This is a genomic window from Mojavia sp. (assembly GCF_059505145.1).
Map to the genome: position 1 here is coordinate 100,563 of NZ_JCACKA010000010.1, position 15,359 is coordinate 115,921.

Here is a 15,359-nt window from a genome sequence, read left to right on the forward strand (position 1 = left end):
TTGAAACAGGAATCGTCGAGTTCAAAACTCGAATCGTCGAGCTTGAAACAGGAATTGTCGAGTTCAAAACTCGAATCGTCGAGCTTGAAACAGGAATCGCCGAGTTCAAAACTCGAATCGTCGAGCTTGAAACAGGAATCGCCGAGTTCAAAACTCGAATCGTCGAGTTTGAAACAGGAATCGCCGAGCTTGAAACTCGAAACTTCTAGATATACACGTAAGATGAGCAATGCCCACCCTACTCAAAACTCCGCGTCAGTCTTAATTATGGGTATTTAACCGGACACGATATAAGTCTTGAGGATATCTACGCATTTGGCATTTTGGCAGCTTTTTTAATTGCTGGGTTGCTATCTTAATACTTGCGAATGTCTTTGTGCGACAATACCGACTTGCAGAATCCCTCGGCTTAATACCGGGGGTCTTTTTTTCTTGGGGCATGGGGCATAGGAATAATTAATTACAAATCCCTAATCCCTAATGCCCAATGCCCAATCCCAATTCACGGCGTTGTTGGTGTAGCAGTTTCGCTAATTGTTGGTGTCGGTGTGGGCGTGGGCGTAGCAGTTTCGGTGACAGTTGGTGTTGATGTGGGTGTGGGTGTGGGAGTTTCGGTAACTGTTGGTGTTGGTGTGGGTGTTGGGGTTGGAGTTTGTGCTGTAATAGCAAGTTGATAATCTAATGATTGTGAGGCTGTGGAGACAACGACAAATTCATAAAATCCATTTTCGGGTAGTGTTGTTGAGAAACTACGTTGAGTGGAATCTTCTAAAAATTTGACTTTGCCAGAAGGTGAATAAATCGATAATAAAATTTTAGAATTTGCTTTAAGCTTCACTTCCATAGATTGCTCTTTGGCAAGTTCAGCGATGAAAACTTTGCCACCACCGGGGCTAAGAGTACCACTAACTGTTTTGCTCGTAGCACCTTGGTCAAAGACGATTTTTCCAAAAGCGCTACCAGCCAAAATTGCGCTGAGTTTGTCACTGACAAACCCATACCAAACTTGTCCAACAGGCTGATCGAGAAAATTTTTATTGCGCTGCTCAGGAAAAGCCGCGAAAAAAGCAGCATCTCCTAAATCATACAAAGAACGGCTACCAACATTAATTTGGTTAACTTCTACTTTCCAGCGATCGCGTTCGGCTGTTGTGTAAGTACCTAGCTGTTGGCGTGCTTTTGCACTTAATAATGCCAGCTTGTCTAGTACTGCTGCTGCTTGTTGATCCCATTTTGCTCGCAAACTTTCATCTTCAGGCCCGTCGCTCAAAGTACGTCCCTTTAAACTCGGATTTTTTTCCCAGAAGAGTTGATTTACCAAGTTAACGTAGAAGTTAAAATCAATGCCTAATTGTTGACGGCGATCGCGTAATCTATCTTTGCGTTGCTGTTCTGCTGCTGAATATCTTGGTGGAGTAGGGCTAGATGTGGGCGAAGGCTTAATTACGTCAATATCGCCCCCACCATTACGTGATTGAATCAAATTACTTACTCCCCACAAACTCACTCCTGCAATACCAGTCGATACCAGCACTACTAAGAAAATTTTTGCTGGCGGCCAAGAGTTGGTGGGTTGAGGCGTGGGAGAGTAGACAGGAGCAGGGGAAGATGGGGCGACGGGGGGAGATACAGCGACGGTGGCTGATGTCGGAACGTAAGCCGGGGCGGGAGGTTGAGTAGGGTTATAGTTAACTGGCTGCTGCGGAGTCAGTGCTTCTAGAACTTGATGAGCTGATTGGTAGCGATCGCTTGGTCTTGGAGCTAACATTTTATTTAATACTTGCCCCAAAGCCGGACTCAGACTAACTTCCTTTTGCCATTGCCAAGTTAGGGTGTAAGTATCAATTAATTCTTGCGGTTGTTTACCTGTCAGTAAAACTAGCATTGTTGCCGCTAAAGCATATAAGTCGCTGTGGGGCGACACCAAACCAGTTTGCATCTGTTCTGGAGGGGCAAATCCGATCTTTCCTAGCAGAGTTGGTGCTGGTGGCGCTCCCATAACACCTGGTTGGTAATATTGGGAGGCTACAGTTGCTACTACTTGTTTGACACCGCCAAAGTCAATTAAAACTGGTAGTTGATCAATATTACGCAGTATTAAATTATCCGGCGAAATATCCCGATGAATTACTCCTATGGAATGGATGTATTCCAGAATTGGCAGAATTTGCTGTAATAGCTGGCGTATTTCTGGCTCTGTGAACCGCCTACCTTGTTGTTGACGGGTATCTAATAAAGAACTGTAAGTTTGTCCTTCGACATAATCTTGTACTAGAAACAGGTATTCCTTACCATCCAAATTGGTGCGGAACAGTTCCCGAAACCGGGGGATTTGGGGATGTTGCAGCTTGTACAAAACACTCGCTTCTCGCTGAAACAATTCCTCAGCTTTTTGTAAAACGTAAGCTGTTTGGACTTGGGGAGAAAATTCTTTTAAAACGCAAAGTTCACGAAAGCGGTTGATATCTTCAGCTATATAAGTGCGTCCAAAACCGCCTTGACCGAGTTGACGCACAATTACATAGCGATCGCCTAAAATCTGTCCTGGTTGGATACTGTAACTGACAGGTGTATCTAGCAACTTCTCGCCGCAATTGAGGCAAAAGCGGCTACCGGAAGGATTTTCGTGTCCTTTGGAGCAATAGACAGGATGCATATTAATTAGTTAATAGTCATTAATCATTAGTTATTTGTATTTCCCCTTGTCCCCTTCCTTGTCCCCCTTCTCCCCTGCTCCTTACTTAGTTGCCAGATTCTACCTTACTTACTTGATCGGCTGCGATCGCATACCAAATTTGACCGTAAGTTTGTTGATTCAGTTTCCCACGCGGCTGACCGGGGAACAATCGATCAAACTTTTCATAAGTATCTTTTGTTAAGTCATTAAGTGTATATTTACCAAACTGTCCTGCTCGCGCTTGTCGCCTCCAAGTGTCGTAATTTCTTTGAGAATAGCTTCCTAGTTTACGACGAGCATCTGTAGTGAGATTAGCCTGTTCCAATTTCTGCAACAAGTTTTCTGCCATACCATACCATTCATCTCGTAATGCAGCATCCTCTGGGTTAGAAGTTAGGCGACGTCCTTGTAATTCTGGCTTTTTTGTGTAAAACAAATTATCTACCATGCGGATAAAAAATCCTTCAGGAATTTCCATCTGTTGGCGGCGACTTAAAATTTGGCTGATGCGACTTGTTCCTTTGTCGCTATCTGGTTTACCTATAGGATTTGATATTGATGGAAGTTTTGGTAATGAAATTGTCGGTATACCACGAATAATCGTATTTACCAAAGCGAAACTACCCGCGCCAATTAAACCTACCAAAGCTGTCCCAGCCATACTGAGAGCAAAAGGACGTATCCAAGCAGGAGCAGGTATTTTATTAGCTAGCAATTGCGTCTTGTTTTGGAGCCTACTAATAATTTGATTAGCCTGTTTTCGTCCAGGAGCAACCACCATCGTCTTAATCTTGGTAAGGTGAGAAGTTGGTGGTTTAGCAGAAATTAACACTGGTAAATCTTTCAGGACTTGCTCGGCACTTTGGTAACGAGCATTGGGTTGATAAGCCAACATTTTTTTTAACACCGCTTCAAGTTTGGCACTGACTTTTATTTCCTTTCCCCAGCGCCAAATTCCCTGATAGCTGTCATAAAGTGATTGTGGTTCCTTAGCTGTGAGCAACACTAATGCTGTCACTGCTAACGAGTACAAATCACTGCTAAAAAAAACTTTTCCCTGCCGTAATTGTTCCTCTGGAGCATATCCTTTCTTACCTAACAGAGTATGATTTACAGCCAACTTTGTGAACCAAAAACCTTGTGAAGCCGGCAATTGCTTCACACCACCAAAGTCAATTAGAACTGGCAAATTATCAGAACGCCGCCAAATCAAATTATCGGGAGAGATATCGCGGTGAACTACATCTCGTGAGTGGAGGTAGGATAACACCGGTAAAATTTTTTGTAATAAAACCAGTACTTCCTCTTCACTAAAGGTCTGTCCTTGACTTTGGCGCTGTTCTAACAATTGGTAATAATTGTCGCCATCTATATAATCTTGTACTAAAAAGAAAAACTCTCTACCCCCTAGCTTCTCTTGTAGCGAGGCGTGAAAACGCGGAATTTGGGGATGTTGTAGTTGTTTGAGAACATTTGCTTCTCGCTCGAACAGTTCTTTAGCTTTTTGTAAATCCTGCTTTTCTTGGGCTTGGGGCGCAAATTCCTTCAGCACGCATTGTTCATGGGATTGATTTTTATCTTCTGCCAAATAAGTACGTCCAAAGCCCCCCTGCCCCAGTTGGCGTAAAATTTTATAGCGCTTATCCACAACCTGCCCTACAGGTAGAGGCAATGGCTCACCGCAGTGAGTACAGAAACGGTTACTGCCATTATTTACGTGTTGTTTAGTGCAATAGACTTGCATAGCGCTGAAGGATAAATTAGGGTTTTTGTAATTGCTACAAGAGGTACAGCCAGATTTACAGAAATTTTCTCAACTCCTATCTCTGACTAGCAATAGATATAGCTTTTCTTTCTTCATACACTAAAAGCGGTTTGAGTGCATTGGACAATAGTTAAAATACTTACACCCCCGATCCTAGTTTAGGTTCTATTTCACGCCTGAGTAATGAAGTGCTGAGTTCTGATCTCTCCCCTTGTCCCCAATCCCCAATCCCCAATCCCCAATCCCCAATCCCCAAAGCATCATGAACTGGAAATCACAAAGCCAGCGAGCAATTACGGCATTTCAAGATTTTGTGTCTACCCCTCTAGACACGCTACTACAACAGCATCTTGATACTCCAACAGAGTCAGCAGTTTTAAATTTATTTCAAGATGTGGCTGCTAATGTACCCGCTTACAAAGCTTTTTTGGTGGAACAAGGAATTGATCCGGCTAGTATTCAAAGTTTAGGGGATTTTCAAAACTTACCAGCGATCGCCAAAGAAAATTATATATCGCGTTATTCTTTAGCTGAGTTATGCCGCCACGGGCAGTTGTCAGAATGCGACATGATAGCGGCTTCTTCTGGTTCCACAGGTAAGCCAACATTCTGGCCTCGGTTCTTCACAGATGAGCTTCAGATTGCCACACGCTTTGAACAGATTTTTTATGATAGTTTTTATGCTGATACCAAACGTACCTTAGCAGTAATTTGTTTTACTCTAGGTACTTGGGTTGGTGGAATGTTCACCACCAATTGCTGTCGCTATCTTGCCAGTAAAGGTTATCCGATTACTGTAATTACTCCTGGCAACAATAAAGAAGAAATCTTACGTGCTGTACAGGAACTTGGTTCAGGATTTGACCAAGTTGTATTGTTGGGATACCCGCCATTCCTCAAAGATGTAATTGATACAGGCATTGCTCGTGGTGTTCAATGGCAGCAATATCAAATTAAGTTGGTGATGGCGGGAGAGGTATTCAGCGAAGAGTGGCGGAGTCTAGTTGCTGAAAGGGTGGGTTCGCAAAATCCTTGCTACGACTTTGCCTCACTTTACGGAACCGCTGATGCGGGTGTATTGGCTAATGAAACACCTTTAAGTATCTGCATTCGCCGATTTTTAGCAGAACATCCCGATGCAGCTAGAGCTTTATTTGGCGAATCTCGTCTACCCACATTAGTACAGTACGATCCTATCAGTCGTTTTTTTGAAGTTCAAAATGGCTCATTGCTGTTTTCTGGCGACAATGGCATTCCCTTGGTGCGTTATAACATCTTGGATACTGGCGGGATAATTAGTTACGATGCCATGCTTCAGTTTTTGGCAAAGTGGGCATTTGACCCACTCAAGGATGACAATCTCTGTGCCGGCACTCACAATTCAACGAGAGGGATTCACTCCTTGCCTTTTGTTTATGTTTTCGGACGCTCTAATTTTACAGTTTCCTACTTTGGCGCAAATATCTACCCAGAAAATGTCACAGTAGGATTGGAGCAGCCAGGAATTCCACAATGGGTAACAGGTAAATTTGTTTTACAAGTCAAGGAAGATGCCGACAAAAACCGATTTTTATCTGTAGTTGTGGAATTAGCACCGCAAGTAGAGGGTAGCGAAGACAAAAAGCAAGCCATAGCATCCTCAATTTTGGCGCAGCTTCTACGTCTTAACAGCGAGTTTGCTAACTACGTTCCCCAAGAATATCAAATGCCACAAGTTACATTAACTTCTTTTGGTGACCCAGAATATTTTCCTATTGGCGTCAAGCATCGCTATACACGCAGATGAAGTTGACGCAGAGACGCGGAGAAGTGGGGACACAGGGAAAAGAAATCGCTCACGAGGGACAAACCTCCGACTCTCGCGTTGCTGTGTCTGGGTGTCTTCCCATCAGTCTAAACGAACGTGAATTCGGCGGCATAAATTGACTGTGGTAGGTTCCATTTGCCATGCGATTGCATTGATATGTTAATACATCGACCTGCAATTGAATTGCATGGCCCTGCAATCGAATTGCATCGGCTTGTTATATTAATGCATCGCCCTGCAATACGATTGCTCCTGCGAAATATAAGTTACAAAAATACATATATTCCAAACAGAAAATCCCTGAGAATGCTTCTGATTGAGTAATTCCAGAAGCATACTCAGGGATAAATCTAGATTATCAGCTAACTGTCTAGAGTGAATTTATGAACTGCTGTACTTTTTCCAAGAGTGGATGATATTCGATTTGCTCGGCTAATTCTTGAGCATCGCGGTAGCATGAGAGCGCCAATTTTTTGCGTCTTCTTTTAGCGTAAAGACTTCCCATATTGAGTAAAGTTGAACTTTTACCCAGGCGATCGCCTAGTTCTTGATAAATAACAATAGCTTTTTTGTAGAATCTTAGTGCCTGCCAGTGATTTGCAAGGCTACTGTAGGTAAAACCAATGTTATTGAGGGTTGTTGCTTCGCCAGAGCGGTCTTTGAGTGCCTGACGTGTCAACAGCACTTGATAATAGAGTAATAGCGCTTGTTTAGGTTGTCCTAAATCACTATAAATAGAAGCAATATTATTTAGAGTTGTTGCTTCGCCAGCTAAATTCTTAACAGCTCGTTGAATTGGCAATGCTGCTTGAAAGAATTCTAAAGCTTGGTCAAACTTGCCCAAGGTGCTGTAGGCAAAGCCAATACCATTTAACGTCGTTGCTTCGCCAGAAAAGTCTCCTAGCACTCGACGCATCGTTAAAATTTGGTTTTGGAGCAATAAGGCTCGTTTGGGTTCTCCCAATCGAGTGTAAATTAGCGCCACATCATTGAGAGTAGAAACTTCGCCTTGAGCGTCTTCTAATATCCTGAAGATTGGCAGTGCTTTGTTAAAGTGCTCCAAGGCTTGCGAAAACTGTCCGAATCGGCTGTAGGTAGCACCTAGATTACTGAGTGCAGTCGCTTCTGCTCGCATGTTGCCAAATTCTTGAGCCACAGCCAGCGCCTGAGCAAAACACTCTAATGCTTTTTGGGGTTGCCAGCAACCGAGGTGAGCTAAACCAAGGTCGTTTAATGTATAACCTTCTCTTGCTTTATCTGGCATTACTCTAGCTAAGTTTAAATTTTCGATAGCAAGAGCGAGATATTCTTGAAAGTTCCCCCGCTTGTAGAAGCGGTTAGCCTCATTACGACGTTGTTCCCACTCTGTGACTTGATTTAATGGTTGCGTCATCTGACCTCGGTTGCACTAAAGATAGACAGGTTTTCTTGGGCGGATAGTCTTGGGAATAAACCCCTCTAAAGTTAGGTTTCCCAAATTTAAGTTAAACATTATTCTCTATCTTTAGATATAAGACGTAAATAGAGGTGATATGGTAGCTTTAAATACTTAAAAAGTTACAATTGTCAATCTTGTAGTTAAAAAGCTGAGTGCTGTAGCTAAGGTTGTGACACGTTAGAGCGTAGTATTATGGAAGCTAGCAGCAAAAGAAAGGTCAGCCCAAAGCATTATTGTGTAAGGTTTTTAAGGTATATGTAAGTTCTAGATAGCGATCGCTAACACCAATTAAGCAGTACGTTTTGTGATGAGTGTCGCACCAATCTTTTTCTAGTTCAACGTAGCTTACATAGAAATTACAGGATATTGAGTATTTAATTTAACTTAAAAAGGAAATTTTGGGTCTGGCAAACAGAAGCAGGAACCTAGAATAGGCGTCTCTATTCTCATAATTTAGAGAATTCAATAAATGTATATGCGCTTACCTATAGTTATTAGTGCAGGGTTATTGCTGTCTTTGAGTTTAAATCCACCAGCCATATCCCAATCTTCCATCCAAACAGCACAGTCGCCAGCGATCGCTAACTCTAATTTTGGGCAATTAAAAACTAATCGCCGCTTGTGGAAGCAGCAACGTCTGTTTAACTATCGCTATACACTCAGCAGGAGTTGCTTCTGTACAGCCGAAGCTAGAGGGCCAGTAGTTGTAGAGGTACGTAACGGCAGAACGACTTCGATCACTTCTGTAGCTACAGGTAAACCTGTTGACCCAGAATTATTTAAACAGTACTCTACTCTTGCCAAGCTTTTTAATGTAATTGAGGATGCGATCGCCAAGAAAGCTTCCAGTCTGACTGTGCAGTACAATCCTCAACTCGGCTACCCAACCCAAATTAATATTGATTACAGCGCTCAGATGGCCGATGAGGAACTATATCTCACAATTGAGAAACTAGAAAAAATTAAATAATAAAATTTCCTTCCAGAGTCAGGAGTTAAATCCATCAATAAAAAACTCCACCCACGGATCGGAGTTTTTGGGCATGGGGGGCTGGGGGCTGGGGGACTGGGGACTGGGGGCTGGGGACTGGGGACTGGGGACAAGGGGAAAGAACTATGAATAACTCTTGCTTTTTGTCTCCCCGTCCCCCATGCTCCTTGTCCTCTTCACCCAATGCCCAATCCCCAAGCGACGGGGAGAGCAACCTCGTCCACCCAGGGATCGGAGTTTCCCGTCGCTTTCAATGAAAAATATGAAGCAGCGAGAATTATAACTGCCTTCTCATGCTAAATTACTAAGACTTGGAGTCGGGAAACTCCGGTGAGATTCCGGGACTGTGCCGCAGCTGTGATGGGAGCGCCTAAGTCAGAATGCCAACTCTAGGGTGTTCTTATGACAGAGTTACTATCTACTCCCTGCGTCGCACGGGGAAGGAGTTGCGGTTTTGCTGTCCGAATTTACTAATTGCCCTGGCTTATTTTACGTCACGCCTGCTCAAGATGGTATATTGTCGCGCCTGAGAATACCAGGCGGGATTCTTAATAGTCAACAGTGTCGTGCGATCGCAGATATAGCAGAACAGTATGGTGGTGGCTATGTTGATGTGACTAATCGGGCTAATCTGCAAGTTCGGGAAATCAGTCAAAAAATCAACGCTGAGGTTCTCAAGCGTCTACAAGATTTGGGGATAGGCTCCAGTAATACAAATGTAGACCACATCCGCAATATTATGACCAGCCCAACTGCTGGTATTGATCCGCAAGAATTGCTGGATACCCGCCCCTTTGTTCAAGCTTGGGATAATTACATTGCGACAAATCCCGCCTTGTCAGGACTATCTGCAAAGTTTAGTGTTTGTTTTGATGGTGGTGGGAAAGTTTCGGTACGCGATCGCCTGAATGATATCACCTTCGCGGCTGTGTTAGTTAACCGTAGTGTTTACTTCCGTCTGTATTTGAGTGCAGGCGCAAAGGGAGAACCACCCAAGGATACGGGAATCTTGTTGTCACCAGACAAATGTTTATCAGTCTTGGCAGCTTTAGCTGATGTCTACTTAACTCATATTGATACTAATAGTAAACGCAAGCCGCGTCTGAGAGAGGTAGTGAATACTTTAGGTTGTGAAAACTATCTCCAAGAAGTACAGCGTCTATCTTTTTCCTCTGTTCCAGAAACAGAAGTATTGGAGGAAAAGCCAGTAATTCACGAGAACATCTTACAACCAAGCATAAAAAACTCCACCCACAGATTGGAGTTTTTGGGCATGGCAAAAGAGTCACCAATCCCAAATCCCAAATCCCAAATCCCCAATCCCCCAAATTGTCTGCATATCGGCATCCATCCCCAACGTCAACCAGGATTATTTTATCTTGGTGTTGTGTTGCCTCTCGGTCGACTAGAAACTAGACAGATACGAGGTCTAGCTGATTTAGCAGCAAAATACGGTAGCGATACTCTCAGGCTAACTCCTTGGCAAAATTTACTGCTTACAGATATTCCTCAAGAATCGCTTACCCATGTCCAGAATGAAATAGCTGTCTTAGGATTAGATTGTTCAGCCAGTAATATTAAAAGTGCATTGGTTGCTTGTTCTGGCAATAAAGGCTGTGCTGCTTCTGCCACTGATACCAAGGGCGACGCTTTAGTATTAGCAGAGTATCTCGAAAATCGTGTTTCCTTAGATTGCCCTGTAAATATTCATTTCAGTGGTTGCTCTAAATCCTGCGCTCAACATAGTAAGAGTGACATCACTTTACTAGGTGTCAGCGTTGAAGAAAACAATGAAATTGTAGAAGGCTATCAAGTTTATGTAGGTGTTGATGACAACGAGCAAAAATTTGGTTGTGAACTCTATCAATTTGTAACTGTGGCGGAAGTGCCTACATTGATAGAACGGATGCTATTGGTATATAAAAATCAACGCTTAAACCCTAATGAGACTTTTGGACAATTCGCCAATCGATATGAAATTGCCCAATTAAAGCTATTATGCGATTGCCTAAGTTTTCAACAGCAGTCTTTACAGTTACGCTAATTGCCATTAGGTTGAAAAACTTGGAGAGTGGAACCACAGATAAACACAGATAATTTGCATACATAACTAAATAAATTCTCAATTTAAAATCTAAAATTCAAAATCTAAACTTTAATGTCTGACTACATCCGAGATGCCAATGAAATATACCGTAATTCTTTCGCAATCATCCGATCAGAAGCAAACCTAGAAGTGTTGCCACCGGATGTTGCAAAAGTTGCAGTACGCTTAATTCATGCCTGTGGAATGACTGATATTGTTACCGACTTGGGATATTCGCCAACAGCGGTGCAGTCTGGACGGACAGCACTAGCGGAAGGTGCGCCAATTCTATGTGATTGTCGGATGGTTGCCGATGGCGTTACTAGGCGACGGCTACCTGCAAATAATGAAGTAATTTGCACTCTTAATCATCCAGAAGTCCCAGAACTTGCCCAAAAATTAGGTACTACTAGATCGGCAGCTGCCTTAGAATTATGGCGATCGCACCTACAAGGGGCAGTGGTAGCAATTGGTAATGCCCCCACAGCACTATTCCGACTGCTGGAAATGCTGGATGAGGGTTGTCCCAAACCAGCGCTAATTTTAGGCTTTCCAGTCGGATTTGTTGGTGCAGCAGAGTCAAAAGCAGCACTAGCAGCAGACAGCCGTAATGTACCATTTTTAACTTTACACGGTCGCCGTGGCGGGAGCGCGATCGCCGCCGCAGCAGTTAATGCTTTAGCAACAGAGGAAGAATAATTATGACAACCAAAGGCCGTCTTTATGGAATTGGTGTAGGGCCAGGCGATCCAGAACTTTTGACTCTAAAAGCATTGCGCCTATTACGCGCTGCTCCTGTGGTCGCCTATCAATCAGCAACAGATCGAGATAGTATTGCTAGGGCGATCGTCGCACCCTATTTAACTGGTGAGCAAATCGAGGTAGCATTTCACTTGCCTCGTGCCTTAGAACCAGAAAAGGCAAAATCTATTTACGACAAAGAAGTTGAACCGATTGCAGAACATCTAGCCGCAGGGCGAGATGTGGTAGTAGTTTGTGAAGGCGATCCGTTCTTTTACGGCTCGTTCATGTATGTTTTCACACGCTTATCTGAGCATTACGAAACAGAAGTTGTCCCTGGTGTTTCCTCACTGATGGCTTGTCCAGTTGCATTAGGCGTACCTTTCACTTACTACACCGACATTCTCACCGTCTTACCTGCTCCACTACCAGCAGAAGAATTGACCACGCAACTGCTGACAACCGATGCAGCAGCAATTATTAAGCTGGGTCGTCACTTTACCAAAGTACGCGATATCTTACATCAACTAGGGTTAGCATCGCGGGCTAGATATATTGAACGGGCAACAATGTCACAGCAAAGGATTGTACCTTTAGATGAAGTTGATCCGGCAGAAGTGCCTTATTTTGCCATGATTGTAATCCCAACCAAGATTCGACTATAAGCATTTGGTTAAAGTTGATGTTCATACCAGTTGTAATAACTAAAACTGATATATAAACTGTGAGTGCGATGCGCTCATGGTTTTTAACTGTCTATGATTCTTTTACATAAACTTAGAGTAGAAGAATACTAACTTGACCAGAGACAATAAAGTGCAGCATTCTAACGGTCGACCTCTTGTTTTTTTAGATACGAATGTTGTGGCTGCTTATCTACGTGGCGAGCCACCTAGTTCGCATTTATTTTCTAATGAGGTGCTTAAAAAAGTTCGTTTTGCAATTAATCCTGTCGTGCTTCAAGAAATTTTTTTCTTGGCAGAGACTCGTAAGCATCCTGAAATACTTCAAGAACTTCAAGAAGAAGTTAGTGTACTACCTCTAAATTTTGAAAAGGCTGAAGAATATCTTAAATATGCTGCTAGCCTGCGTAATCGCATAGCCCACTCAAATGATGTTTTAATTCTTAGCAGTGCAGCTGAATGTGACTACTTGGTTACTTACGATCAAGCATTAAGGCAAGCATTAAGGACATTATCTACCAGCAAGCCTCAGGTAGTTACACCTGAACAGCTGTTATCTGAACTTGGAAGTAAGGTGTGAAAGTCTACATTGATACAGGTGTTTTGATTGATTACCTCAGCCCACAGGCGATTGCTGGTTCAACATTACGGTCTACATCTCGTCGTGGTCGTACACCCCAGAAACTGTTTGAGGATGCAGAAAAAGTTCTTAAAATGATAGCTTCTTCACACACAGGTGCGACATCAAGCCTTACTTACTATGAAGTTGAGGAAGCTTTATTCAAGCAACTTACATCAGTAGCGACAGGAATGGCTAATGCAAGCAAACTCCGAGTACTTGCAGCGCGCTCTATTGTGCCGCAAACTGTGACTGCGGTAAGATTTTTTGGCATCAACGTACTTGATCTGACGGCTGGAATTGTAGAAGCACAGTTAAAAAATGTAGAACTATATATTAGGGGTATACGAGCAGCTGATGCTCTGCATATTGCAACTGCTAGCGATTTTAATGCAGAAGTTCTGATTTCTGTAGATGAAGATGTGCTGAAACTTGATAGTGTAATTACAAATAAAAGTGGTAATCCTATTAAGTTCTGTGATACAGATGTAACATTGACAATTCTGTAACACGTTAATACTTAGTGAGGCGTATTAGTTAGTTCGCTGGCACTCATATTGAGTTTAATTGTGTTGATATATGGTTTGATTTGAAAGATATCAAAATTTGCTAGATATCTAATAAACTTCAAGAAGTTTCATGATGATCAAGGTTGCACCCGCCGTTATAGTACTCGGTCAAAATAGTGTGACAGTAGCACGCAAAATCATCAGCGTCTTGCCAGGGGCAACAATCTACGGTTTGGCGGGTCGCACTTGTGAGGTAGATGTTAGCTTCACAAATTTTGGTGAGACGCTGCGGGAGTTGTTCGCTGAGGGAACGCCATTAATTGGTATTTGTGCTGCTGGCATTTTGATCAGAACCCTAGCCCCGATGATTTCAGATAAACGGCAGGAACCGCCAGTGTTAGCTGTGGCTGAAGATGGTAGTGCTGTTGTTCCGCTTTTGGGTGGGTTAAATGGAGTGAATGATTTAGCACGCCGCATTGCTGAGGTATTTGATGTCCAAGCAGCTATCACGACTACAGGCGACATCCGTTTTCGCACGGCGCTGTTGTCTCCTCCCCCTGGATATCATTTAGCTAATCCAGACGATGCCAAGAAATTTATCTCAGATTTACTCGCTGGGGCGCGAGTGAAGTTAGAGGGGGTAGCGCCTTGGTTGAGTAATAGTCAATTACCCATTGACCCCGATGGAGATTTGACTATCCGAATTAGCGATCGCCTAGTAACTCCTACACCCAACTGCTTAGTCTACCACCCAGCAACTGTGGCGATCGCTATTAGTGACACCTCAGCGGCTGAAGATGATGTATTAACTTCAGTGCGGCAATTATTGACAGATGCTGAAATTGCCCCCGCATCAGTCGCGGGAGTATTTGCGCCGATATCTGCCGCAGTGAATCGAGCAATCTCAGCTGTTGCTAACGCTTTGGGAGTGCCTGCACGCTTTTTTACCCCAAATCAACTGAAAAGTCTGCTTTCACAAGGTTATAGCCCAGCCCAAGCCGCAGCCGTTGCCGCCACAGGTACATCTGAGCAACTAATTTCCTCATTGCCAATTGCGATCGCCATTTCTCCCCAGCCAATTGAACCTAGTACCATAGGCCAATCACGCGGACGGTTAGCAGTTATTGGCACTGGGCCAGGAAGTTCACAGTGGATGTCTCCTGAGGTCAAAGAAATCCTCAAGTCGGCAACTGACTTAGTAGGTTATAAAACTTACTTAGATTTAGTTGGAAATCTCAGTCATGGTAAGCGACGACATGACTCTGACAACCGAGAAGAAGAAGCACGGGCAAAGATGGCGCTTGATTTGGCAGCAGAAGGGCGATATGTAGTGGTGGTTTCTTCTGGCGATCCCGGTATTTATGCTATGGCAACAGCAATTTTTGAGGTACTTGATCGCCACGCTAAACCCGAATGGGACAGCATCGACATTCATGTTGCACCAGGCATTTCAGCTATGCAAGCCGCCGCCGCCGCGATCGGCGCACCTCTAGGACATGACTTCTGTACCATTTCCCTCTCGGATATTTTGAAGCCTTGGTCAATTATTGAACAAAGAATTGTAGCAGCAGCTCAAGCTGATTTTGTAATAGCCTTTTATAATCCTGTTTCTAAAGAGCGCACTTGGCAACTGACAGAAGCCAGAAATATTTTGCTGCGTTATCGAACACCCGATACCCCGGTAGTGTTGGCACGCAATCTCGGTAGACCAGGACAAAAAGTTACGGTAGTTACCCTTGAGCAGTTAGCGCCAGCAGTAGCAGATATGCGGACAGTGATTCTTGTAGGTTCAAGCAAAACCCGGAAGATAAAACGCAGTGATGGTAGTATCTCAGTTTATACCCCACGCCGATATACTTGATGCAGCTTCATACCATTCGACTTACAAGCAAAGTGCTGAGTGCTGAGTGTTGAGTAAAAATTAGACTTCTTGCAGAAGTCGGGAACAGGAAACAGGGAATGGGGAACTCTTAACAGTCTCAAGTCCTTCTTGTTGCCTGTTCCCTAACAATGCGCGAAAGTTACTTTTGCAAGAGTTGCATT

13 protein-coding genes and 1 riboswitch are annotated in these 15,359 nt (G+C 43.5%); of the genes, 10 read left to right on the plus strand and 3 right to left on the minus strand.

The genetic code is table 11. The annotated features are described in order from the left end of the window. Nucleotides 1-209 (plus strand): hypothetical protein (locus tag AC5JL8_RS00795; RefSeq protein WP_495877872.1); only part of this gene is annotated, 209 nt, incomplete at its 5' end. A gap of 293 nt (nucleotides 210-502) precedes the next feature. Here AC5JL8_RS00795 and AC5JL8_RS00800 read toward each other — a convergent pair. Both AC5JL8_RS00800 and AC5JL8_RS00805 read right to left on the minus strand, forming a co-directional pair. Then, nucleotides 503-2,656 (minus strand): protein kinase domain-containing protein, encoded by a 2,154-nt coding sequence (locus AC5JL8_RS00800; RefSeq protein ID WP_495877873.1) that lies wholly within the window; start codon nucleotides 2,654-2,656, stop codon nucleotides 503-505. 85 nt (nucleotides 2,657-2,741) lie between these two features. Continuing rightward, nucleotides 2,742-4,421: a protein kinase domain-containing protein gene (locus tag AC5JL8_RS00805; protein WP_495877874.1), complete on the minus strand. Its 1,680-nt coding sequence runs from the start codon at nucleotides 4,419-4,421 to the stop codon at nucleotides 2,742-2,744. A 283-nt stretch (nucleotides 4,422-4,704) separates the two neighbouring features. Here AC5JL8_RS00805 and AC5JL8_RS00810 point away from each other — a divergent pair, with 283 nt between their 5' ends. Together AC5JL8_RS00810 and AC5JL8_RS00815 are read left to right on the plus strand one after the other, a co-directional pair. Beyond that, nucleotides 4,705-6,228, plus strand: coding sequence for a phenylacetate--CoA ligase family protein (locus AC5JL8_RS00810; RefSeq protein WP_495877875.1), 1,524 nt, complete (start codon nucleotides 4,705-4,707; stop codon nucleotides 6,226-6,228). Next, nucleotides 6,225-6,368 (plus strand): hypothetical protein, encoded by a 144-nt coding sequence (locus tag AC5JL8_RS00815; protein WP_495877876.1) that lies wholly within the window; start codon nucleotides 6,225-6,227, stop codon nucleotides 6,366-6,368. The genes AC5JL8_RS00810 and AC5JL8_RS00815 overlap by 4 nt, the downstream gene beginning before the upstream one ends. A gap of 251 nt (nucleotides 6,369-6,619) precedes the next feature. Here the strand turns inward: AC5JL8_RS00815 and AC5JL8_RS00820 are convergent, their stop codons facing one another. Beyond that, entirely contained in the window at nucleotides 6,620-7,642 is a 1,023-nt protein-coding gene (locus AC5JL8_RS00820) for a tetratricopeptide repeat protein (RefSeq protein WP_495877877.1), read from the minus strand. A gap of 520 nt (nucleotides 7,643-8,162) precedes the next feature. Between AC5JL8_RS00820 and AC5JL8_RS00825 the strand changes: the two genes are divergently transcribed. From AC5JL8_RS00825 to cobJ, 7 genes are all read left to right on the plus strand, one after another. Beyond that, a complete protein-coding gene (locus tag AC5JL8_RS00825) occupies nucleotides 8,163-8,657 on the plus strand; it encodes a DUF6174 domain-containing protein (RefSeq protein ID WP_495877982.1) in 495 nt (164 codons plus the stop codon). A gap of 318 nt (nucleotides 8,658-8,975) precedes the next feature. Then, nucleotides 8,976-9,084: riboswitch (cobalamin riboswitch) on the plus strand. Between the two features lie 48 nt (nucleotides 9,085-9,132). After that, on the plus strand, nucleotides 9,133-10,722 hold the full coding sequence (gene cobG / locus AC5JL8_RS00830; protein ID WP_495877878.1) for a precorrin-3B synthase: 1,590 nt from the start codon (nucleotides 9,133-9,135) through the stop codon (nucleotides 10,720-10,722). Between the two features lie 114 nt (nucleotides 10,723-10,836). Further along, the gene (locus tag AC5JL8_RS00835) at nucleotides 10,837-11,463 is read left to right on the plus strand and encodes a precorrin-8X methylmutase (protein ID WP_495877879.1); all 627 of its coding nucleotides are present in this window, start codon (nucleotides 10,837-10,839) and stop codon (nucleotides 11,461-11,463) included. 2 nt (nucleotides 11,464-11,465) lie between these two features. Next, entirely contained in the window at nucleotides 11,466-12,170 is a 705-nt protein-coding gene (locus AC5JL8_RS00840; RefSeq protein WP_495877880.1) for a precorrin-2 C(20)-methyltransferase, read from the plus strand. Between the two features lie 133 nt (nucleotides 12,171-12,303). Next, a complete protein-coding gene (locus AC5JL8_RS00845) occupies nucleotides 12,304-12,768 on the plus strand; it encodes a type II toxin-antitoxin system VapC family toxin (RefSeq protein ID WP_495877881.1) in 465 nt (154 codons plus the stop codon). After that, nucleotides 12,765-13,316 (plus strand): type II toxin-antitoxin system VapC family toxin, encoded by a 552-nt coding sequence (locus AC5JL8_RS00850; protein WP_495877882.1) that lies wholly within the window; start codon nucleotides 12,765-12,767, stop codon nucleotides 13,314-13,316. The genes AC5JL8_RS00845 and AC5JL8_RS00850 overlap by 4 nt, the downstream gene beginning before the upstream one ends. 130 nt (nucleotides 13,317-13,446) lie before the next feature. Beyond that, complete coding sequence (cobJ, locus tag AC5JL8_RS00855; RefSeq protein WP_495877883.1) at nucleotides 13,447-15,177, plus strand: precorrin-3B C(17)-methyltransferase; 1,731 nt, start codon at nucleotides 13,447-13,449, stop codon at nucleotides 15,175-15,177. The last annotated feature ends 182 nt before the right edge of the window (nucleotides 15,178-15,359 follow it).